Source organism: Clostridium sulfidigenes (genome assembly GCF_000732635.1).
Classification (GTDB): Bacteria; Bacillota; Clostridia; order Clostridiales; family Clostridiaceae; genus Clostridium_J; species Clostridium_J sulfidigenes.
Genome location: NZ_JPMD01000010.1, coordinates 31914 through 53880, shown reverse-complemented (window position 1 = coordinate 53880; position 21967 = coordinate 31914). Strand labels below are relative to the sequence as shown.

The 21967-nt window shown below is 29.7% G+C and carries 21 protein-coding genes, 1 riboswitch and 1 other annotated feature; of the genes, 7 read left to right on the top strand and 14 right to left on the bottom strand.

From position 1 onward, the window contains the following. Nucleotides 1-176: 176 nt before the first annotated feature. A complete protein-coding gene (locus IO99_RS04695) occupies nucleotides 177-377 on the top strand; it encodes a cold-shock protein (protein WP_035130858.1) in 201 nt (66 codons plus the stop codon). A gap of 139 nt (nucleotides 378-516) precedes the next feature. Further along, nucleotides 517-612, top strand: a riboswitch (TPP riboswitch). Between the two features lie 111 nt (nucleotides 613-723). Continuing rightward, nucleotides 724-1368 carry an energy-coupled thiamine transporter ThiT gene (gene thiT, locus IO99_RS04690; RefSeq protein ID WP_035130856.1) on the top strand — a complete coding sequence of 215 codons (645 nt, stop codon included), beginning with the start codon at nucleotides 724-726 and terminating at the stop codon, nucleotides 1366-1368. 74 nt (nucleotides 1369-1442) lie between these two features. Here thiT and IO99_RS04685 read toward each other — a convergent pair whose 3' ends face one another. The 7 genes from IO99_RS04685 to IO99_RS04650 all read right to left on the bottom strand — a co-directional run bounded on the left by IO99_RS04685 (nucleotide 1443) and on the right by IO99_RS04650 (nucleotide 8390). Beyond that, nucleotides 1443-2249, bottom strand: a complete 807-nt coding sequence (locus IO99_RS04685) for a YhfM domain-containing protein (RefSeq protein WP_035130854.1) — start codon at nucleotides 2247-2249, stop codon at nucleotides 1443-1445. A 93-nt stretch (nucleotides 2250-2342) separates the two neighbouring features. Then, nucleotides 2343-2927: a hypothetical protein gene (locus IO99_RS04680; RefSeq protein ID WP_035130852.1), complete on the bottom strand. Its 585-nt coding sequence runs from the start codon at nucleotides 2925-2927 to the stop codon at nucleotides 2343-2345. 94 nt (nucleotides 2928-3021) lie between these two features. Further along, complete coding sequence (locus IO99_RS18275; protein ID WP_051823920.1) at nucleotides 3022-4638, bottom strand: hypothetical protein; 1617 nt, start codon at nucleotides 4636-4638, stop codon at nucleotides 3022-3024. A 101-nt stretch (nucleotides 4639-4739) separates the two neighbouring features. After that, nucleotides 4740-5582, bottom strand: a complete 843-nt coding sequence (gene rsmA, locus IO99_RS04665; protein WP_035130850.1) for a 16S rRNA (adenine(1518)-N(6)/adenine(1519)-N(6))-dimethyltransferase RsmA — start codon at nucleotides 5580-5582, stop codon at nucleotides 4740-4742. Nucleotide 5583: 1 nt separating this feature from the next. After that, nucleotides 5584-6126: a ribonuclease M5 gene (gene rnmV / locus IO99_RS04660; RefSeq protein WP_035130849.1), complete on the bottom strand. Its 543-nt coding sequence runs from the start codon at nucleotides 6124-6126 to the stop codon at nucleotides 5584-5586. Between the two features lie 154 nt (nucleotides 6127-6280). Then, nucleotides 6281-7306, bottom strand: coding sequence for a 3D domain-containing protein (locus tag IO99_RS19600; RefSeq protein WP_035130848.1), 1026 nt, complete (start codon nucleotides 7304-7306; stop codon nucleotides 6281-6283). A 319-nt stretch (nucleotides 7307-7625) separates the two neighbouring features. Continuing rightward, nucleotides 7626-8390, bottom strand: coding sequence for a TatD family hydrolase (locus IO99_RS04650; protein ID WP_035130847.1), 765 nt, complete (start codon nucleotides 8388-8390; stop codon nucleotides 7626-7628). 226 nt (nucleotides 8391-8616) lie between these two features. Between IO99_RS04650 and IO99_RS04645 the strand changes: the two genes are divergently transcribed. After that, nucleotides 8617-9384, top strand: coding sequence for a histidinol phosphate phosphatase (locus tag IO99_RS04645; RefSeq protein ID WP_242844091.1), 768 nt, complete (start codon nucleotides 8617-8619; stop codon nucleotides 9382-9384). A 21-nt stretch (nucleotides 9385-9405) separates the two neighbouring features. Here IO99_RS04645 and IO99_RS04640 read toward each other — a convergent pair whose 3' ends face one another. Both IO99_RS04640 and metG read right to left on the bottom strand, forming a co-directional pair. Continuing rightward, a complete protein-coding gene (locus IO99_RS04640; RefSeq protein ID WP_035130846.1) occupies nucleotides 9406-9654 on the bottom strand; it encodes a TIGR04076 family protein in 249 nt (82 codons plus the stop codon). 76 nt (nucleotides 9655-9730) lie between these two features. Next, nucleotides 9731-11665 (bottom strand): methionine--tRNA ligase, encoded by a 1935-nt coding sequence (metG, locus tag IO99_RS04635; RefSeq protein WP_035130845.1) that lies wholly within the window; start codon nucleotides 11663-11665, stop codon nucleotides 9731-9733. 84 nt (nucleotides 11666-11749) lie between these two features. Then, nucleotides 11750-11998, bottom strand: a binding site (T-box leader). Between the two features lie 420 nt (nucleotides 11999-12418). Between metG and IO99_RS04630 the strand changes: the two genes are divergently transcribed. Then, nucleotides 12419-13804 carry an MATE family efflux transporter gene (locus IO99_RS04630; RefSeq protein ID WP_035130844.1) on the top strand — a complete coding sequence of 462 codons (1386 nt, stop codon included), beginning with the start codon at nucleotides 12419-12421 and terminating at the stop codon, nucleotides 13802-13804. Nucleotides 13805-14125: 321 nt separating this feature from the next. On the opposite strand, the gene IO99_RS04625 is transcribed toward IO99_RS04630, so the two are convergent. Both IO99_RS04625 and IO99_RS04620 read right to left on the bottom strand, forming a co-directional pair. Then, nucleotides 14126-14659, bottom strand: a complete 534-nt coding sequence (locus tag IO99_RS04625) for a spore maturation protein (protein WP_084178068.1) — start codon at nucleotides 14657-14659, stop codon at nucleotides 14126-14128. A 14-nt stretch (nucleotides 14660-14673) separates the two neighbouring features. After that, nucleotides 14674-15249 (bottom strand): nucleoside recognition domain-containing protein, encoded by a 576-nt coding sequence (locus IO99_RS04620; protein ID WP_035130843.1) that lies wholly within the window; start codon nucleotides 15247-15249, stop codon nucleotides 14674-14676. 180 nt (nucleotides 15250-15429) lie between these two features. On the opposite strand from IO99_RS04620, the gene IO99_RS04615 reads away from it, so the two are divergent. Together IO99_RS04615 and IO99_RS04610 are read left to right on the top strand one after the other, a co-directional pair. After that, complete coding sequence (locus IO99_RS04615) at nucleotides 15430-15633, top strand: hypothetical protein (protein ID WP_035130841.1); 204 nt, start codon at nucleotides 15430-15432, stop codon at nucleotides 15631-15633. 77 nt (nucleotides 15634-15710) lie between these two features. After that, nucleotides 15711-15896, top strand: coding sequence for a hypothetical protein (locus tag IO99_RS04610; protein WP_035130839.1), 186 nt, complete (start codon nucleotides 15711-15713; stop codon nucleotides 15894-15896). 237 nt (nucleotides 15897-16133) lie between these two features. Here the strand turns inward: IO99_RS04610 and IO99_RS04605 are convergent, their stop codons facing one another. Further along, complete coding sequence (locus IO99_RS04605; protein ID WP_051823919.1) at nucleotides 16134-17627, bottom strand: leucyl aminopeptidase; 1494 nt, start codon at nucleotides 17625-17627, stop codon at nucleotides 16134-16136. Between the two features lie 86 nt (nucleotides 17628-17713). After that, nucleotides 17714-18589 carry a YitT family protein gene (locus IO99_RS04600; RefSeq protein WP_035130837.1) on the bottom strand — a complete coding sequence of 292 codons (876 nt, stop codon included), beginning with the start codon at nucleotides 18587-18589 and terminating at the stop codon, nucleotides 17714-17716. A 200-nt stretch (nucleotides 18590-18789) separates the two neighbouring features. Between IO99_RS04600 and cls the strand changes: the two genes are divergently transcribed. Continuing rightward, nucleotides 18790-20244, top strand: a complete 1455-nt coding sequence (gene cls / locus IO99_RS04595) for a cardiolipin synthase (protein ID WP_035130834.1) — start codon at nucleotides 18790-18792, stop codon at nucleotides 20242-20244. Nucleotides 20245-20366: 122 nt separating this feature from the next. Here cls and IO99_RS04590 read toward each other — a convergent pair whose 3' ends face one another. Continuing rightward, a complete protein-coding gene (locus IO99_RS04590; protein WP_035130832.1) occupies nucleotides 20367-21932 on the bottom strand; it encodes a hypothetical protein in 1566 nt (521 codons plus the stop codon). Nucleotides 21933-21967 lie beyond the last annotated feature (35 nt).

The window sequence follows — 21967 nt, the reverse complement described above, 5'->3', positions numbered from 1 at the left end:
ACTATAATTAATATCTAAGAAGTTAGATATGGTCAAATATTTTGAAAGGAGATTCCGTGCTTATCTTAATAATATTAAGATTTGATGCCCTGGAGTACACGACCAACAGGAGTAGCACCGCAAAACTGAGTATGTTGAAAAGGGTGCAACTATTTAAGTTGCTTAACGGAGATTATATGGAAGTAGGAACAGTAAAATGGTTTAATAGTGAAAAAGGTTTTGGCTTTATATCTATGGAAGGTCATGAAGATGTATTTGTACATTTCTCTGCTGTAACGGGAGATGGCTATAAGGTTCTTGATGAAGGACAAAAGGTTCAATTTGAAATAGTTAGTGGGGATAGAGGCCCTCAAGCAGCAAATGTTACAAAAATATAGATATATATTTTAAAGAAATATGTATTATTCATCATTATAGAGACACGATTAAAATTCGTAGTCTCTATTTTTATTCAGTTTATATAGGGCTCTATTGAACTATAAAACTATGTATGCTATTATGAAAATATAAAATAATATATTGTGCTAGGGGTGCTACGGCTGAGAAATGATTTTTCATTACCCTTTACCTGACCTAGATAATGCTAGCGTAGGGAAGCGATTAATAAGCTTAAGTTAATGCTTAGTTATTTAGCCGTGTTCTTACGAACATGGCTTTTTTGCAGAGTATAACTTCAGCTTCAACATTAGTCCTTAGCACTACTTAATTTAAGGAGGACTCTTTATGAATATCTTAGAAAATATGAAAAATATTCTAGCTAGTTGGACAACTATTGCCACCTTATTTGGTGTCCTAATTCTATTATGTGTGTTTATAAAAGTTAAACATATCAAGTTTACTTCTAGGTTAACAACTCATATAGCCTTAGCAGTTGCCATGTCGGTAATTCTTCAATTTTTCACATTTTTCAAATTCCCTTTAGGTGGAAGTGCAACCCTTGCTAGTATGCTACCTATAATTTTAATATCTTTAATTTATGGACCTACTATAGGAATGTTCACTGGCTTTGTGTACGGAATATTAAACTTTGTTATAGGACCTACATATATTTTGCACCCTATTCAAGTTCTGTTTGACTATACTCTACCTTTTATGGCAATTGGACTTTCAGGATTTTTTAAGCAAAATAAGTATTTAGCTATAATAGTGGCTTTCTTTGCAAGATTTATATTCCACTACATAGCGGGAATAATTTTCTGGGGAAGTTATGCTGCTAAATATAACTTAACTCCAGCAGTATATTCACTAGCATATAATGGTACTTATATTCTTATAGATTGTTTAATTTGCATAGCAGTATGCTCAGTTATAAATTTAAATAGTCTTACAAAAAGATTAGCTCCATATACTAATAATTCTATACGATAATTTAATAAGGATATAGCGTGATGTTTACTTAATCATCATGCTATATCCTTTTAATTACTATATTTATTTTACTTTTAGAAATCCTTGGGTTTTTCATCACTTATGTTAAACTTCCATTCTCCACGATCATAAACGTTACTTATATAATAACTAGTGGAAGAAGTATTTTCAGTATTTTCAAAGGTAACAATACCTTTATATTTCTTAGATGTATATCCTTCTGTTTTTACATTCATAACTACTTTAAAATCATCTCTAGTAACAGAGGTATCCATGAATGTTACTGATTTAAGTTTATTTACTTTCTTCTTAAATTCCTCAATCTCTGTGGATATTTGAAAACGTGCAGCCATATTATCACTAGATATATTAACCCCAACATTGCCTGCATCTTTATTAGCGGATACATACTTATCTAAACAACTTAAAATAGAAGTATAATATACATACTCAAAGTCGATAGGTTTTCTTATATTTGCAAAGTTTTTTATAATATCATTATCAAGCCTCTTAGAAACAATATACTTATTATCATCATTATACAGATTTGCCCCATCCTTTTTGTCAAGTCCAGCTACATAATTAAAGGTCTTAAATTCTGTTGGGCTCTCATATATCTCCAGAGTATAGTCTGGGTCTAAGGTTGACTTTTCTTCAACAACACTTGCACTAGAAAGTATACTATATATATCATTTATTACATCTTTGTCAGTAACAGTAAACTTATAACTTTTATCTCTAGTACTTTGAATTGTAACCTTCATAATGTTCCTTTCTTGCATATAGTTAAAATCACTATTTCCCCTTATACCACAAGCGGAAATTAGTAATGATGATATTATTAATAATATAACTATGAAATTACTCTTTACTCTTCTCACCTTTGCCCTCCACTTGAAAAATTCTTAGAATTTTTCATTCTTTATCATATGTTTTATTATAATAGTTGTTATACATTAAATCAAATAACTCTTTTACTTTTCAAAGGAAAAAGTTTTAACTATATTTTCAAATACCACTTGTGTATTCTCTCTAGCTTTTTTATCACTAATTATAAATGTTATTCTAGCCACATAATCATCGTATGGAACATAATACTCATAGGTTCTTTTTACATTTTCTTTACTACTTTTTAAATCATACTTAATATAATCTAATTCTATATTATCTATCTTCACTTTTTCTTTTTTATAGTCTTTTATTCCCATGCTCTCTACATCTGCTATGCACTTATCTATTGTTGCTTTAACACCTTCACTGCTACTTATAAGCTCTATAGAACCATAAGTATTAGCATCATCTGAAACAAACTCATTTAAGTATACAACTTTATCATCTTTATTCTCTTTTATTGTAGTTAACCAGCTACTAGGTAACTTATATTTTATTTTACCATCTAGAATATCATATTGCTTAAATTCAACCATACTATTCTGAGTTAATGTAGCTGTTCTTAGACTTTCTTCAAAATATTTTCCAACTCCTAATATAACTATCATAAGCCCTGCTAGTATTATTGCTAATCCTAATTTTCTCATATTATCATCTACTAATTTCATATGTTACCCTCCCTTTATTAATATACTATGTACCTCTTTCAAAAAATAGAATAAACTCCGAATAAAATTCGGAGTTTTAAATTCATATATTATCTTACCTCTTAACTGGTACAACCACAGTATTGCCTTTTATATCATAATACATTAACCAATGACCTGTTTTATCATTATCTTCATCTGGCATGAAAGTTACGAAACCAGTCTTTCCTTCATATGGTTGGTCTGCCAAATCTCTTGTGCCTGGTATTGCATATATAATATATTTTAAATTACCTTCATCATCACATTTATATCCAACCATGAAATTTCCATGTCGTGATATATAAGGATAATAGCAAATCATAGGATAGAACACCACAGAATATTTATTGTAATCATAAACACAATACATATCCTCTAATTTTTTTACATGAGCTTTATACCAAAAACAGTTTTTAATATTCTCATTACTACCAATCTTTTCTAAACCATAAATTACTTCTTTAAAAAATTTACCCATAGTTCCCATTGGATAATCCTTATCATTCCATTCACTTTTTTTATGTTTCTCAGGTTTGCAATCTTCATATTTTTTATCTATATCGTCATGATCATATGGTTTTTTCACCTTACAATCATCATATTTATTCTTCTTTTTAGAGTGTTTTTTTCTATAATCTTTTAACCTTTCTATTTCTTTTTCATATTCTTCAAATATTCTATTCTCATCATCAATATAGTCTTCATCATTATTTTCTAATTGTTCATTTATTAGATCATTCTTTACCAAAGGTTCAATTTCTTCAACATCAATAATATCTACTTCATCACTTATATAATTTTCATCACTCCTTGTATTAGACATTGGAGTAGGGGTGATTCCAGGTATATTGATATTAGGGATAGGAGTAGGAGCGATTCCAGGTATATTGGTATTAGGGGTAGGATTAGAAGTACTTCCTGGTGCACTTGTATTTGGCATAGGAATAGAAGTACTTCCAGGTATATTAGGAATAATTCCACCATATGGAGGATTAGTAATGTTTGTATTATCAGTTCCTACATTTTGCGGCATTCCTGTTTGTTGCTGTGTATTATCAGTTCCTGTATTTTGTGATACTCCTGTCTGTTGCTGTGTATTATTGGTGTTGTTTTGCATAATTCCAGTATTACTTTCTTGCTGCCCTAAATTTGTATTTTGAATTTCAGGCACTACTTTATTCATATTTCCATTATCTGATTTTGGAGTTTCTTTTACTGGTGTAGTTGTACTATTATTTTCTTTTACAGTATTACTGTCACTCTTAGCTAGAGGATAGTTCTGCCAGTTTTTAAGTTCTTCCCCTCCAATAAACCCTACCATTACAGGCATAACTTTATCTGCACTTATCTTACCAATAGCTGCTCCTTGCACCTTGTCCATACCTATGTTTGTATTTACTAAATTATTAGCATCAAACTCATTGCTAACATCAGCTTTTCCGCCATCATCTATATTGATTCGACCAAGATTTATTAGTTCATTACCATTGTTTCCTTGAACTATTAAAATCATAAAGTATGGGCCCTTTTGCTTTTTAAGATTTTGAGCATAATATGAGGCTTTTGCTTTATCATTTCTTACCTCTAACTTAGCGTAGCCTGAAGGTGTTTTATTAGAATCTAGTCCATATCCTTTTTGATCTTCTTGTAATATTATAAAAAATCTATTATAGCTTTTTCTAGACGGCATACTCTTTACCTCCATTTTTATTTATACATTATAATATATGACTACTATATATAAAAAATGAAGGATATTCTTTATTTATTTTTATAAGAAAAAAGATTCGTCTATTTAAGGCGAATCTCGTATATCTTATTTGCTAAAGTAGCAAACTCTTCTATTGTTAGAGTTTCACCTCTTCTAGTTGGATTAATACCTGCATCTTCAAAAGCCTTTTCTTGCAATTCCTTAGATAATCCTATAGCTTTCATACTATTCCATAGGGTTTTTCTTCTCATATTAAAAGATTGCCTTATTATATTAAAGAAAAGTTTTTCATCCTTCACTTCAACTCTAGGTTTATCTAATTTATCTAGTCTAATAACTATAGAATCTACTTTAGGAGATGGAATAAAGCAACTTGGAGGTACATTCCTGATAATTTTTGTATCACAATAATACTTTGCAAGTAGAGTAAATGCTCCATATTCTTTAGTGCTTGGTTCTCCATTAATTCGTTCTGCAACTTCCTTTTGAATCATAATAGTTATAGATTTTATATCTAATTTATCATTTAAAAGATTTGCTATTATAGGGGTAGTTACATAATATGGCAAATTAGCTACTACCTTTACACTTTTCTCTTCACCTATTAGTTCTCTATAATTTACCTTTAAAGCATCTTTATTTATTAAACTAAAATTCTCATAACTAGATAACTCTGATTCTAAAATAGGTATTAATTTAGAGTCTAGCTCTATACTAGTAACTCTTTTAGCCCTTTTAAGTAACTCCTTAGTTAAAGTTCCAACACCTGGACCTATCTCTATTACGTAGTCATTCTCAGTTATATTTGCACCCTCTACAATATCCTCAAGCACTGTGTAATCAGTTAAAAAATTTTGTCCTAAACTTTTAGTAAACTTAAAATTATATTTTTCAACTAGTTCTTTTGTATTTAATTTATCCATACTAAATCTCCTTATCTACCTTCTTCATAGCTTCTACAAACTCATCCTTAGATATACCATAATTATTTAATCTAGTTAATAACTGATTTGTATTACTATACCCTATTCCTAATTCTCTTCCTATAGCATCTCTTCTTTTTTTAGCATCTTTATCTGCTGTTAATCTAAAATAGTGCATATCTTGTATAGTAAACTCATGTCTAGGCTCTTTTAATTCACACTTTGCTCCATTTAAAGCCTTGATAATAGTTTCTGGTGAAGCATTTTCAACTCCTATATTATCACCTTTTCTTCCTTCGCTTTGAGTTATATAAGCATGCTTAATATTAGGAACTCTTTTAGCTATAATTCTTCTTATTTTTTCTCCAGCAAAATCAGGGTCTGTTAAAACTATTACCCCTTGTCTCTTATTAGCCTCTTTTATTCTTTCAATAACTTTACTATTTATACCAAATCCACTAACTGATATTACTTCAGCATCAACAGCTCTTTTTACAGCTGTCACATCATCTCGTCCCTCTACCACAATTACTTCCTTAATCATAAATACCTCCGTCCTGCATTATGCTATATAAAATATTATGTAACCTTTATATAAAAATTATATATTTCTTTGTATTTTAAAATTTCCCAATGTAATTATATCATAGCATATTTAATTTTAGGCATCTGAAATAAAAAAATAGGAGCCTATGCTCCTATTTTAAAATATAAACGTTAACCTGTCTTCTTCCCCAGTTAACAGCTTCATCATAGCTATTAACATACACATCAACCTTATTACCTATTATGGCTCCCCCTGTATCTTCTGCAATGGCAAGTCCATATCCTTCGATATAAAGTTTTGTTCCTAATGGAATTACTCTTGGATCTACAGCTACAGTGCTGTATCCATTTGGATTACGTCTAACAGTTGTACCTGTTGCTGTTATAGTACCTGAATCTCCCCTATCGGAAGTATAGGCAGTTGATACACAAGATATCATACTTGAATATGCAAAGTCTTTTACATTGCCACCACGTGATGGTCTTACAACAGCTAAGGTTCCTATATCTATTATCTTATTTATAGGATTCTTACTAACAACCTCTTTTACAACTCTTCTATTAACCTCTTTACCATTTTCATACACAACCTCTGTTGTGATAGTTCTCTTACCCTTAGAACCTTTTTGAACTACTTTTTCTACTCCTTGGTTAAGTTCAGAGTTTTTTCTTGTTTCAGTTTCAAAAGCTATTGGTTGAACTTCTTTTAAAAGTTTCTTCTTTACTCTTGTAACTTCAACAGTCATACCTGCTTGTAGATTTTCATCCATAGACGGAACTATCTTGTCCTCTTGACTTATTTTAATATTTTCAGCTTCTAACATATCTTCTACTGTTTTCTCTGCTGATGCTATTGATAAGTTTTTTCCATCTACAACTACTTCTACATCTACTGCCTTATTGATATAAATTATGTCACCATCATTAACTTCGCTGTCTAGTTCCACAGAAATTTTATCCTTCTGAGCAACTGTTATGCCGTTGTTTTCTAATATAGTTTTTAAATTTTTTGATAATGTAGTTATTTCTACTTTCTGACCATCAACTACTACTTCAACGGTATTCCTTAACCCCCAAATAGTAACTGCGGCACTTAATAGAATTAATACAACAACGAACACCGTCTTTGGCCAAATTGAAAAATTACTTTTCAATTTATCTTTGAATTTAATCATCATAAAGATTACCTCCCTCAGACAAGAGTACTTTGCTATTATATATTAGATACCGTAGTTATGTCAAATTTAGCACTCTAATCATTGAATTGACTGAACTTAATGCATACTATGCATAATAAAATAATAATTAAAATAATAGCTTTTCTGTGTTTTAGTTTCAGTCTCTCCGGGGTGATAAGTACAGGTTTATACTATACATATGCAAAAATAAGTTCATTTATTCTTTATATACATTTGACTTAAAAACTAATGAGATTTATATCTATAATTTAATATATCTTAACTACACTTTCAAATTTATATTTCAAATTATACCTCACTAATTTAAATTAAACAAGCTTTTTGTGTTAAATATTGTAATTTCTTCAATTTGTTTTCTGCTTGCACCTTTAATATTAGCTATTTCTTCTATGATAAACTTTATATAGTTTGATTGATTTCTCTTTCCTCTATTTGGTGTTGGTGCCATATATGGGCAGTCAGTTTCTACCAACAACCTATCTAGGGGCAATTCCTTTACCACTTCTTTTATAACCTTAGAATTTTTAAAAGTAACCACCCCAGTAACCCCTATATAATATCCTAGCTTTAAACATTCTTTAGAGAATTCTACACTTCCTGAAAAGCAGTGAACTACACCTATTACATCAGGAAATTCCTTTAATATTTCTAGGGTATCTCCATGGGCATCTCTATCATGAATTATAACAGGCAAATTAAATTCTTTAGCTATAGCCATCTGCTCTCTAAAAACTTTCTTTTGTACTTCTCTTGAAGGGTTTTCTTCCCAATAGTAGTCTAGTCCTATTTCTCCTATTGCAACTATCTTCTTATCCATAGCTAGGCTACGTATTCTCTCTTTAACTTCATCCCTAAATTCATCAGCATTCTCTGGGTGAATTCCTGCAGCAGCATGAATGAAATCATAGTCTTCAGCTAACTTTACAGACATTTCAAGACCCTTCAAGCTAGAACCACAATTTATTACGCCTATAACCTCTTTATCTTTTATCTCTTTTAAAATAACATCTCTGTCATCATCAAATTGTTCATCATCATAATGAGCATGTGAATCAAATATCATATTATCCCCACTTTCATAAGTTAAATTTTTATCAATCCCATATTTATCATTTAATTTATCATATATGGTAAATTAATCTTTGTCCATAGCTAAAATTCACTAATAAATATAAAAGCTAGTAAGGTATTTAGATTTTATCCAATATATGTAAATTTATTCATGATAACAAAGGAGTAAATTTCATACTGTGTTATAATTATATAGTAATATTTAAGGGGGTAATCTTATGATTTTTGATAGCCACATACATACTTGTTTTTCTACTGATTCTAACATGAAGCTAACTGATGCTATTAATACAGCAGATAAACACAACATAGGTTTAGTTATTACAGACCATATGGATTTAAATTATCCTAAGGAAGCTGGATTTCGTTTTAATGTAGGTGATTACTTTAAGGAGTACGGAGAATACAGAAGTGATAATCTATTATTAGGTATAGAAGTTGGAATGTCTCTAGATTATAAAGAAGATAATGAAAAACTTATAAATTCCTATGACTTTGATCAAGTTATAGGTTCTCAACATACAATAAATAATATTGATATTGGATACTCGGATATTTATGAAGGCTTATCCTATAGAGAAGTTCTAATTAAGTATTTTCAAGAGATTTGTGACTGTATAAAAACTCATCCATACATAGATACTTTAGGTCATATAGATTATATATCCAGATACGCACCTATAAGTGATAGTGAGATTTACTATGATAAATATAATGATTTAATAGATAGTGTTATAAAAACTTGTATTGATACTAATACTGCTATGGAAATAAATACTCGTAGAATAAAAAGCAATGTAACCTTTGATAATCTAAAAAAAATCTATAGTAGATATAAAGAATTAGGAGGGAAATATGTAACTATTGGTTCTGATTCCCACAATCCTACCGCTATTAATAACAATTTTAAAGAAGCTCTTTTATTATGCCATCTATGTAATGTTAAGCCAATATATTTTAAAAACAGAAAGCCTGAATTTTTCTAAATACTCAGGCTTTCTATTTTTTTATTCTATAACTTCTCCCTTAACTTTCACCCTTCCTCCATCTGGACATGAAAGCTTAAACATTTTTCTACGTTCATCTCCAAAATCTAAATCTCCTCCATTAAGTAAAGTGTATACACTTGGATAAATATTTTGCCACAATTCATGACAAATTGGAGGACAAATATCTTCCACTTCATATATGTCTCCTTTTTTATGATATCCACACCTACACTTACTTTCTAAAACAGTTATTCTTACCTTTCCCATATAATTCCCCCAATGATTTATTTACCTTTAATTATATAATAAAAAAAGCTACATCCAAAGGATGTAACTTTTTTTATTAACGTACTATTGAACCTGATTCAATGTCACCTGGATCTACTACACATAATTTTGAATCATCATCTGTAGCTGCAGAAAGAATCATACCTTGAGATATTTCACCTCTTAAAGTTACAGGCTTAAGATTTGCAACTAAAACTACGTTCTTTCCAATTAAATCTTCTGGCTTGCAGTGCATTGCAATACCTGATATAACTTGACGAATCTCTCCACCCATATCTACCTTAAATTTTAAAAGCTTTTTAGCTTTTTTAACTGGCTCACATTCTAAAACTTTAACTACTCTAAGGTCAATTTTTTCAAAATCATCTATAGTTATTTCTTCTTTTATTGGAGTTATTTCTCTTTTTTGTGCAGCTTTTTTAGCTGCTTCAGCGATTTCTTCAAGTTCTTTTATTTTAGCTTCCACATCTATTCTTGGGAATATTACAGCTCCCTTATTAACATTAGTTCCTGCAACAGTACCATCAAAAGAAGTCAAACTTTCCCATGTAGCATTAGAAATATTTAATTGCTCATTTATTTTAGCACTTGTTGTTGGTAAAAATGCTGAAGTTAAAGAAGATATTATTCTTAAACTTTCACATAAGTTATAAAGAACTGTAGCAAGTCTTCCTTTTAAGTTTTCATCCTTACCTAATATCCAAGGAGTTGTCTCATCGATGTACTTATTGGTTCTTCTAATTAATGTCCATATATGATCTAGTGCATCAGAAACTCTTAAATGCTCTATTTCAGCTTCAACCTTCTTAGGTACTTCTAATGCAACGGAAATTAATTCTTCATCGATAGCCTCCTTAACATCTGGAGCTGGAATTACTCCTCCAAAGTATTTCTCTACCATAGTTACAGTTCTTGAAACTAAATTTCCAAGGTCATTAGCTAAATCTGAATTAGTTTTCTTTATGAATATTTCATTATTGAAAAGTCCGTCAGAACCAAATGGTATTTCATGTAGTAAGTAATATCTTACAGCATCTACTCCAAAGTGATCTACAAGTATTACTGGGTCTACTACATTTCCTTTAGATTTAGACATTTTACCACCATCAACTAAAAGCCATCCATGACCAAATATTTGTTTTGGTAACTCTAATCCTAATGCCATTAACATGATTGGCCAATATATAGTATGGAATCTTAATATATCTTTTCCTATTAAGTGTACATCTGCTGGCCAGAACTTCTTATAAAGCTCTGTGTTTTCTTGGTTATAACCTAATGCAGTTATATAGTTTGAAAGAGCATCTATCCAAACATAAATTACATGACCATTATCAAACTCAACTGGTATTCCCCAATCAAAAGATGTTCTTGATACACATAAATCTTGTAATCCTGGTTTTAAGAAGTTATTTACCATTTCATTTTTTCTTGATTCTGGTTGTATAAAGTCTGGATGAGATTCTATATACTCTAAAAGTCTATCTGCATATTTAGACATTTTGAAGAAATATGCTTCTTCTTTTGCCTTTTCTACTGGTCTACCACAATCTGGGCATTTTCCATCTACTGCTTGAGTCTCTGTCCAGAAAGCTTCACAAGGTGTACAATACCAACCTTCATAAGAGCCTTTATATATATCTCCTTGTTCATATAACTGATTGAATATTTTTTGTACAGAGCTTTTATGATAATCATCAGTAGTTCTAATAAATTTATCATAACTAATGTCCATAAGCTTCCAAAGATCTTTAATTCCAGATACTATTTCATCTATGTATTCTATTGGTTTAACACCCTTGTCTTCTGCTATTCTTTGAAGCTTTTGACCATGTTCATCTGTTCCTGTTAAAAACATTACTTCATGACCTGTAAATCTTTTAAATCTTGCTATAGCATCAGCTGCCACAGTTGTATAAGTATTTCCTATATGAAGATTAGCTGATGGATAGTATATTGGTGTAGTAATATAAAATGGTTTCTTTGTCATATTTCTTCCTCCTAAAATTATTGTATTTTTATTATATCTTTTGGCTTTAAGTCTAAAAAAAATCTCTATGCAGAAATATTTCTACATAGAGACGTTATATACGTGTTACCACTCTAATTCATATCTACTTCACAGTAGACACCTCAATAAGTAACTCAGCCTTAGCATTTATTACTTTGTCCTATAAGGGGGACTTCCCTATTTTCCTTGGTGACTACACTTCAGAAAATCTGCTCCAAGACCATGTTCCCAAACTTCTTTTTCGCTAGTTTTCACCTATTCTAGCTCTCTTTAGAAAATTTCATTTAGTACTCTTCTTTTCTTCGCATTAAATATCAATATTAATTAATATGATAATACTATAATTATTTTATGTCAACGGTATAATTAATATATTATGTTTATTAATATATTATTAAATAGTAGCAATATAATTATTCATAACTTCCCTATAGACATATGTTTAATCATACCTTCAAAGGGTAGAATAGCCCTGAAACCCGCATGAACACAACAAATAGTTAACTATTTAACTATTTAACTAGCCTTATAGTTTTATATATAACTATTTATATAGGTATATATTTATATAGTAATTTATTCACTTTTATGAATTTTTATACTTTATTTATTTTTATTTGTATTACATCTATTTTTTTTTTGGAAATATGAATTATCATTATATATGTGCCATAATTTTCTTACATTATTATTAGGCAATTAAAAGGGAATTTTTTAAAAGGAGGTAGTTATATGGAATTATTAAAAAAGAACCTTTATTTAAATAAATCTACAGTAAAGGATGTACTTAAACTATCCTTACCAGCTGTAATAGAAATGTTATTATATACAATGATATGGACTGTTGATACTATGCTTATAGGTCAATATGGAGGGGATATTGCTGTCAGTACTGTAGGAATGTCCAGTGAAGTTATTTATACATTTACTAATATTTTAGTTGCTCAAAGCTTATCTGTTGGAATTACTTCAATTGTAGCAAGAAGATACGGTGCTAAAGAATTAGATAAGGCTAATGAATATGCAACCTTAGGATTTTCTTTAGGATTCCTAGTAAGTATGGCTACTACACTATTTATATTCTTATTTAGTAAAAAATTGTTAGTTCTAGCTGGTGCTGAGCCAAGCATAATAGGATTAGGTACAACTTATATAAATATTGTATGTATTGGCTTGCCCTTTAATATGTTATCTAGTATGTTAAATGCTGTTAATAGATCCTATGGAAATACTAAAACTCCAATGATTGTTTCTATTGTTATGCTTGTAGTTAACCTTTCATTAGATACTATATTAATCTTTGGTTTACTTGGTTTTCCAGAACTTGGAGTTAAGGGTGCCGCTATTGCTACAACTATAGCTAATATATCAGGATTTATTTATTCAGCTATATATACCTATAAAAAATCCCTAATAAAAATTGAATTTAAGTACTTAAAGAAATTCAGCGGTGCTAGAATAAAAAATATTACTTCTTTATCTGTACCTGCTGGAATGCAAGAAGCTGCCTATAGTTTAGCTAGGCTTTTTACAAGTATGATGATTATGCATCTTGGTACCATCGCCTTTGCTGCTAACCAAATCACTTTAACCTTAGAATCTATTTCTTTTATGCCTGGGTGGGGATTTGCCGTTGCTGCTACAACTCTAGTTGGAAATAAAGTTGGTGAAGGCGACTATAAAAAAGCTAGAGAGTATGGTCGTACTGCTATGATTTTAGGAATAGGTGTAATGTGCATATTTACATTACTATTCTTAATATTCCCAGCACAACTTATTAAAATGTTTATAGATAGTAGTAATACTGAAGTTATTTCTCTTGGGGCAGCTTGTTTAATGATAGCTGCTGCAGAACAGCCTGCCATGGCACTATCGATGATTGTAGGTGGAATTTTCAAAGGTTATGGTGATACTAAAACTCCATTTATTATAGCCTTCGTAACCTCTTGGTTTATAAGACTTCCACTAGTATTTATATTCATTTATTTACTAGGCACATCAATAACTGTGTTCTGGATTATATGTCTAATTCAATGGTCTGTAGATGGACTTCTGCTTTATATATTCTATGTTAAAAAACTAAAACCTATAAATAGTTATATAACAAAGCTAGACTAAAATATTGATAGCTATATATTAATAACTGCCTAATAAAGTATGCTAATGCTCTTTATTAGGCAGTTTCATTTACTATTATTTTCTTAAGTAATCTCTTATATAATTTAATTCCTCTCTAGCGTAAAATTCTTTTTATTGTTGCAACTACAGCTCCTATTATAAAAAACAAGATAAGAAGATAAAAAAAAATTCTCCATAAAAACATCCATAACTTTTTCTCCCATCTAGAATCTACTTATATATCACATTTTACAAAATATGTTATATATAAACAAGTTCTATACTTTTAATTAAACTCCTCCCCTGTATTAACAAATTTCTTTATCTCATTAACATTACTGCTAAATTAACTGCTAAGAGTACGGCACAAAAATCAACTATTAGAGCTACCCATAAACTGTGTCTTACCTTCTTTATACCAACAGCTCCAAAATACACAGTAATAGTATAAAATATAGTTTCTGTACCACCCATTATTATGGATGATAGAAATCCTAAGAAAGAATCTGGTCCATAGCTTTTTACTATATCTGTGAAAACTCCAATTGCTCCACTACCTGATAGTGGTTTTATAAATATTAACGGAACGATTTCTGGAGGTATACCTACCACGTTAACAGCTGGCTTTATTAAGTTTATAACATAATCCATAGCCCCTGAAGCCCTAAAGCAATTTACTGCTATAAGCATAGCTAAAAGATAAGGGAAAATCCTTACACATACATTTATACCTTCCTTAGCTCCTTCTACAAAACATTCATATACTTTTACCTTAGCAATAATGCCATATAGTACTACAGCACCTATAATTATTGGAATTATTCCCTTTAATAAATAATCAAATATATTTCCCACGGCATTTTCCTCCTTTAAAAGTATCTTTGTAAAAACTTACATAAAATAATTCCAAGTATAGATGCAAAGGTTGTAGTACATAGTGCTGGTAGAATTATTGAACCTGGATTTCCAGAATTAAATGCAGCTCTAATAGAAACAACTGTAGTTGGTACAAACTGAATACAGGCTGCATTTAACACTAGAAATAGTACCATATCGTTGCTTGCCACATCTTTATGCCCATTTATTCTATCCATTTCCTCCATAGCTCTTATACCAAAAGGGGTTGCTGCATTAGATAATCCAAACATATTAGCTGTAAGATTCATAACTATAGCTCCTAAAGCCTTATCATCTTTTCCTGCTTCTTTAAAGATTCTTCTAAGTATAGGTTTTAACAATCTGGCTAATTTGTCTGTAAGGCCACTTCTCTCTGCAATTTTCATCACCCCACACCAAAGACACATCATTCCTAATAGCTCTATAATAAGCTTAACTGTATCTGATGTAGTTGATACTATGGTTTTAGATAAGAGCTCTCCATCTCCTGTAAGTACACCAAAAGCTATACCTATAAATAAAATTCCGAACCATATTACATTTATCATACAAACTCTCCCATATCTTTAATAAATTAATATATATTTATATGTAATGTATATGTTCTTCCTTTAAACAATATTTAGCTTTTTTATTATATAGAAAATTCTATCCTCTATTTTATCATGCATAAAAACTGTCAATTTAGGAAAAACTATTAAAAATCATACTAGGAGGTATATTATGTTATGGATTTAAATGAAATAATAGAAATGAAAAATCAAAACCCTGGAGCTACTGGTTATTATAACAATAGAGAGTTATTCATTAGAAAAGTTTATGATAATTCTGGTCTTGTAGAAGTTGTTGATTTAGTTAACGGAGAAGTATACTCCCTTCATAGTAGCAAAATTGATAAGTCTTATACTAACTCCTATAATTCATTTCAATAAATTTATAGTTGAATTTAAATCTTCTCAATGATAACATTTAATGTATAGATTAAATAAATAACTAAAGGAGATTTTTTATGAATGAAACTAATTTAAAGCAAGCACAAAAAGAGATTGATGAAGCACTTTCTACTATTGAAAAACTAGAAGAAAATATTAAATTTAATTCTGTATCTGAGGACATGATAAAAGAAAACTTTATTTCTCTTGCTAAAAAAGTCCAAGAGATTGAATCTGTTCTTAAAAATGAAGGTATCTTATAATTAAATATTTACATAAACAGATTTCTTTGCTTCAGAGGGAGTTTTTCTCCCACTGAAGGTTACTAACAGAATTCTTAGTATCAATTTATTTGATACTTAGAATTCGTTGTCCTTTAGGGGAAATCGTTATCCAGGGACGTAGCAGCTCTTTACTCCCACTTTGAAAAAGATAGGAGTATTAGAGCTGGTAGTCATCGGATAATAAAAACCTGTGTTTCCACAGGTTTTTTATGTTTATTAATATCTTTTAGCAATTTCATATAATAATCTTGACCCTACTCCTGTTGCACCCTTTGAGAAATATTCTCTATTTGGTGTCTGTGATGTAAAAGCTGTAGCTGCAATATCAAGGTGTAACCATGGCTTATCTTCTACAAATTCACCAATAAATAATCCTGCTGTAATTGCTCCTGCACCTACAGGGCCAGTTGAGTTAACTAAGTCTGCATTACCAGTTTTTATTTTTTCTTTATATTCATCAAAGGTTGGGAATCTCCAAACTCTTTCATCACAATGTAAAGAAGCTTCCTCTAAAAGTGAGTAGAATTCATCATCATTAGTTACAACTCCTGTAGCGGCACTTCCTATAGCACCACCTACAGCACCAGTAAGAGTAGCAATATCAACTACCTTAGTTACATTTTCTTTTCTTATTATATAAGTAACTGCATCTACTAAAGTTAATCTGCCTTCAGCATCTGTATTTATAATTTCTATGGTTTTACCATTCATAGTATTAATTATATCTCCAGGTCTATATGCATCTCCTGAAATTAAATTCTCACAAGCAGCCACTACAGCTACAATATTTTTCTTTAATCCCTTTCTTGCTATGGTAGACATGGCACCGATAACAGCACCTGCTCCCCCCATATCACTCTTCATAGTCCACATACTTCCTGCAGTTTTTAGGCAATATCCACCTGCATCAAAGGTTAATCCTTTACCTACAAGACCTAATATATTTTCTTTATTATTAGTATCACCCATGTATCTCATTACAATTAGCTTAGGCTCATTTGAAGAACCTTTGCCAACAGATAAAAATGATTCCATACCAAAGTTTTTAATTTCTTCTTTATTATATACTTCAACTTGGAATCCATGATCAAGACCTAACTGCTGAACTTTTTTAGATAATGCCTCTGGAGTTAAAATATTAGCAGGCTCATTTACAAGCTCTCTTGAAATTAAATTTCCTTCTGCAAGTAGTCTTCCTTCTTCTACAGCTTCATTTAATTTAGCTAAATCTTGGTCCTCATGAAATATAATTCTTACTTCTTCTAATAGAACTTCTTTTTTATCACTTTTATATTTATCAAAATTATAAGTAGTCATTATAATGGATTCAGTAATAGCTTTAACTTTTTCATAATTACAACAACAATCCATAGATTTCACATGTAAATCTAGAGTTTTTATTTTTTGTTTGATTACTTCCTTGATTAACTTAGAAGTATTATTTCTAACATTATCTACTTTACACTTAGCTTTTTCACCAAGACCTACAAGTATAGTTTTTTGTATAGACCCATCTTCTATATTAGTTAGTGTATATAAATCTCCTTTTTTGCCAGTGAACTCTTTACTTTCACTTAAGCAACTAAGGATATTATTTAATTTATCACATGGAAACCCTTGTTGTAGTTCCATATAACTTTCAAATAAAAATATACCTTTGGAATTATTATGTGATTGAACATTTTTTAAGTTCTCCACTTTTATATTCATTTTAATCACCTATCCTTTCAAAACTGAATATACATTCTATACTTAAATAGTTTCTATACTTATTTTCTAAATCCTTCTATAATGTTCTATTTTTCTTCTTTGTATCCATCATACTGTGGCTGAGTAAATCCTCTTCCTACTACTTCTCTTACATCATTTATTATTATAAAAGCTTCAGTGTCTACTTCTTTTACAATTCTTTGAAGCTCGATTAATTCTTCTGTAGAGCATACAATATACAATATATCTTTACTTTTTCCAGTATATACACCCTTACCATTTATGCTTGTTATTCCTCTATTTAAGTGCTTCATTAATTCTTGTGCTATTTCACCAGACTTTTCTGAGATTATATGTACTTCTTTAGAGTAATTTACACCCTCTACTAAGGTATTTACTACTTTAGAAACTATAAAGATAGATATCAATGCATACATGGCTTTTTCTACGCCAAAAACAAATAAACCTACTACTATTATCATTCCATCTATGCACATCATTATTTGATTTATAGGTATTTTCTTCAAATAATGCTTTATAATTATTGCAAGTAAATCTGTACCTCCTGTTGATGCCGATGATCTTAATACTAATCCAACTCCAGCTCCTACAAAAAGGCCTCCAAATACACTTGATATTAATAAGTCAGATTGAACTGGCGGTATAAAACTAGTATACCAAAGGGCAACAGATACAAAAGCTGCTCCAAATATAGATTTTTTTGCAAAATCCATTCCTTTTATTTTTATTCCAACTATAAATAGTGGTATGTTTACAATTACATTAGTTAACCATAGTGGAATTCTAAATACATAATCTAATATAATAGCTAAACCTGATATTCCTCCGGTAACTAAATGTTGTGGTGAATAGTATACGTTTATTCCTATAGCCAGTATTGTTATACCAACCATTATCATTAGATAATTTTTAAGTTCACTTTTGTTAAAAGACTCCTTCATTTTGCCCTCCCGTTTATTTTATGTTATACTATATTATTTATGTTACACTAGTTTTATAGCATAGAATCATACATGTTGCAAACACTAATTTTAATTATACTTTTATTATTATAATAATTATATAGTTTTTAGAGTTTTTTATATGTATTTTTTATATGTTATGCTAAAATTTAATTATTATATTATAATAAGGAGTTTTTATGGATAATTATACTGTTTTTTTAAATATTATAAACCTTATATTTGTTGTAAATATTGCTTTTGCTATAATTGTAATTATATTTGAAAAGAGAAATACTAGTAATACTTGGACATGGCTTATGATAATGTTGTTCATACCATTTATTGGTTTCATAATGTATTTATTCTTTGGTCAAAATCTTCGTCGCAAAAAATTCTTTGTTCTAAAAAAGGAAGAAGAATCTGTTCTTATGCAATTCTCTGAAGAGCAAAAGCGCCTTCTCAGCGACAAAGCTATAGTTAATAATAACTCTCTATTAAAAGAATATCATGATGTAATAAATTTAAATCTATATAGTGATAATTTTATTGTTACTAATAACAACAAAGTAGATATTCTTAATAATGGAAATGAAAAATTTCCTATCATGATAGATTGTATAAAGAATGCCAAAAATTTTATTCATATTCAGTACTATATCTTTAATGATGATAACCTAGGCACTGAAATACTTAATCTTTTAGTGGAGAAAGCAAAGGAAGGCATTGAAGTTAAACTACTTTACGATGGTATGGGTTGCATTCATAATAAAAAGCATTTTTTTGATCCACTGGTAAAAGCCGGTGGAGAAGTGTATTGCTTTTTTCCACCTTTTATACCTTATATAAATGTGAGAATAAACTATAGAAATCATAGAAAAATATGTGTTGTAGATGGAGAACATGGTTTTGTAGGAGGTTTAAACGTAGGAGATGAATATTTAGGACTATCTAAGAAATTTGGCTTTTGGAGAGACACCCATCTTCACCTTCAAGGTGACTCTGTAAATTATTTAGAAGTAAGATTTTTAATGGATTGGCGTTTTGCAAGCAAAAAAGACTTTTTTATGGAAGAAAAATATTTTCCTAGAAAGCAATATATAGATAATACAGCTGTTCAAATAATTTCTAGTGGTCCAGATTCAGAGTGGTGTAGTATAAGAAATACTTACCTTAAACTAATAAACAAAGCTGAAAACTCTATTTATATCGAAACTCCATATTTTATTCCAGATGATAGTATCTTAACGGCTCTTAAAATAGCATGCCTATCTGGTGTAGATGTTAAAATTATAATACCTTGTAAGCCAGATCATCCATTTATTTATTGGGCATCTAAGTCTTATATTTGGGAACTTGTAGAATGTGGTGCTAAATGCTACACCTATGACAATGGATTCATTCATAGCAAAATGGTATCAGTAGATGGGAAAATGTGTACTATAGGAACTGCTAATATGGATATTCGTAGTTTTAATCTAAACTTTGAAGTTAATGCCATAATATATGGTACGAGAACTACCTCTGTGGTTGATAAAGCCTTTGAAGCAGATATATTGCAAAGTACTTTACTCACTCCTGAGCATTATTCTAATAGATCTCTAATAATTAAATTCAAGGAAGCTATATCTAGACTACTATCTCCTATTCTATAAATAGGATTTTAGTTATTCTATAGATCATTTTATTGAGTATAACAGAAGCATTGTGATTATTAAATAAACCGTCATATCTATAACTATTAGAAGTTTAAAATAGATATGACGGTTTGACTTTTTTATATTATTAAAGGAGCATATATCATCAAAGTTAATAATGCATCAATTAATAAACTTAAAGCAAATTTTGATATAAATATACCTTCAAATTCACTTGTATAACTATAGTATCCATAGCTATATGTTATAACTGCTATTATTGTACATATGATAACACCAATATAAATAGGGGCTATAGCCGGCGGTAACATATAAACATATTTAACATAGAACATTTTTATTATAAAAAAGATCTTTGCACAAGTTGTTAATGTAGCTACTATTATATATGCAATCTTCTTTTGCTTATTAGACAGCTTATAATCTAGAAATGTAACTGCTCCACTTAAAACTAAACCTATTGCTATCCATGGGAATCCAACAATTATTATACATACAAAGCTATTCATCAGACCCTCAATGGTATAAGTAATAGCACTTTTTTTCTCCGAATCTCTCGGCAAATTATTTATAGCTTTAAATTCTTCATCTGTTGATGCTATGACAACATCATATAAATCTTCATCTCTAAAACTTAAGTAACTTATATAATTCTCACTTATATAAGGATTAATGCACACTCCTCTTGTTCTTGTAACTGGCTCAATCTTATTTATTTTACCATCCTTTACAACAAAAGCCGCTATTCCTCTTCTTGATTCTTTTTTTCCATAAGAATTGTCTATTATAGTATAAAATTTTCCACCTTCTTCATCAGAATAAACTCCTATAGCATTTATTAGTTCATTTGATTCATTAATTCTTGGTTTACTTTCCTTAACCTCACCTCCAGCTATAGGAAATTCAAATAACCTACAAGAGTGAAGTTCACCTTTAACATATTGCTCGAACATTGTATATCCATTTTCTCTATCTGAAGAACAGGACATATTCTTATACGTAACTCTATTATTCTTAGCTATTTCTTCCACTAACATAGGTTTTGAAATTATACCTTCATTAAAAGTAATTGCTTTAATAAATGAGCTATCTTCCATATAACATATTAAAAATCCCTCTTTACTCTTACACGCTGAAAGCATGTCTATAGTGTTTGCTGGAATAGATACAGTGTTATCTTCTAATGTATTCATTATTTCTAGTCTATCATTGTAGGCAACTACTATATTGTTATTATCTAATTGATAAGTGCTATTTATTCCTTTAATATTTTCTCTGTTAACCTCATTTAAATCCTTATCCACATATATTTTTAATAAATATCCTTCTCCATCTACTATAGAGTTAAGCATCAATATATACCCATCTACACTCTTAGTAAGTAATACATTGTTCACTAATTCTTCATTTACTTCATATTCTTTAGTTTGTAAAACTTCTCCTATAGTATTTGTGGCAACAATATTAAGATTTTTATTATTTTCATATGCTATAAGTATTCTATTCTCTTCTTTCAAAATTACTGGAGCATTTTTTGTTGTTGCAGTTGCTACACTTACTTCCTTACTCCATGTTTTAGATGGTGGTTGTATTGCTAAATTATAGTTATTTTTATAGCTTCCAATAAGTATTAATATACACGTCACAATAATTAGAAAAATTAAAAGCATTTTTTTCTTTTTCATTTATATATCTCCTTAAACTATTGATTATTATGCAT

Bases quoted from the DNA above. Each gene is read 5' to 3' on its own strand.
- IO99_RS04695 (WP_035130858.1), top strand. From the start codon at position 177: ATGGAAGTAGGAACAGTAAAATGGTTTAATAGTGAAAAAGGTTTTGGC.
- thiT (WP_035130856.1), top strand. From the start codon at position 724: ATGAATATCTTAGAAAATATGAAAAATATTCTAGCTAGTTGGACAACT.
- IO99_RS04680 (WP_035130852.1), bottom strand. From the start codon at position 2,927: ATGAAATTAGTAGATGATAATATGAGAAAATTAGGATTAGCAATAATA.
- IO99_RS18275 (WP_051823920.1), bottom strand. From the start codon at position 4,638: ATGCCGTCTAGAAAAAGCTATAATAGATTTTTTATAATATTACAAGAA.
- rsmA (WP_035130850.1), bottom strand. From the start codon at position 5,582: ATGGATAAATTAAATACAAAAGAACTAGTTGAAAAATATAATTTTAAG.
- rnmV (WP_035130849.1), bottom strand. From the start codon at position 6,126: ATGATTAAGGAAGTAATTGTGGTAGAGGGACGAGATGATGTGACAGCT.
- IO99_RS19600 (WP_035130848.1), bottom strand. From the start codon at position 7,306: ATGATGATTAAATTCAAAGATAAATTGAAAAGTAATTTTTCAATTTGG.
- IO99_RS04650 (WP_035130847.1), bottom strand. From the start codon at position 8,390: ATGATATTTGATTCACATGCTCATTATGATGATGAACAATTTGATGAT.
- IO99_RS04645 (WP_242844091.1), top strand. From the start codon at position 8,617: ATGATTTTTGATAGCCACATACATACTTGTTTTTCTACTGATTCTAAC.
- IO99_RS04640 (WP_035130846.1), bottom strand. From the start codon at position 9,654: ATGGGAAAGGTAAGAATAACTGTTTTAGAAAGTAAGTGTAGGTGTGGA.
- metG (WP_035130845.1), bottom strand. From the start codon at position 11,665: ATGACAAAGAAACCATTTTATATTACTACACCAATATACTATCCATCA.
- IO99_RS04630 (WP_035130844.1), top strand. From the start codon at position 12,419: ATGGAATTATTAAAAAAGAACCTTTATTTAAATAAATCTACAGTAAAG.
- IO99_RS04620 (WP_035130843.1), bottom strand. From the start codon at position 15,249: ATGATAAATGTAATATGGTTCGGAATTTTATTTATAGGTATAGCTTTT.
- IO99_RS04615 (WP_035130841.1), top strand. From the start codon at position 15,430: ATGGATTTAAATGAAATAATAGAAATGAAAAATCAAAACCCTGGAGCT.
- IO99_RS04610 (WP_035130839.1), top strand. From the start codon at position 15,711: ATGAATGAAACTAATTTAAAGCAAGCACAAAAAGAGATTGATGAAGCA.
- IO99_RS04605 (WP_051823919.1), bottom strand. From the start codon at position 17,627: ATGAATATAAAAGTGGAGAACTTAAAAAATGTTCAATCACATAATAAT.
- IO99_RS04600 (WP_035130837.1), bottom strand. From the start codon at position 18,589: ATGAAGGAGTCTTTTAACAAAAGTGAACTTAAAAATTATCTAATGATA.
- cls (WP_035130834.1), top strand. From the start codon at position 18,790: ATGGATAATTATACTGTTTTTTTAAATATTATAAACCTTATATTTGTT.
- IO99_RS04590 (WP_035130832.1), bottom strand. From the start codon at position 21,932: ATGAAAAAGAAAAAAATGCTTTTAATTTTTCTAATTATTGTGACGTGT.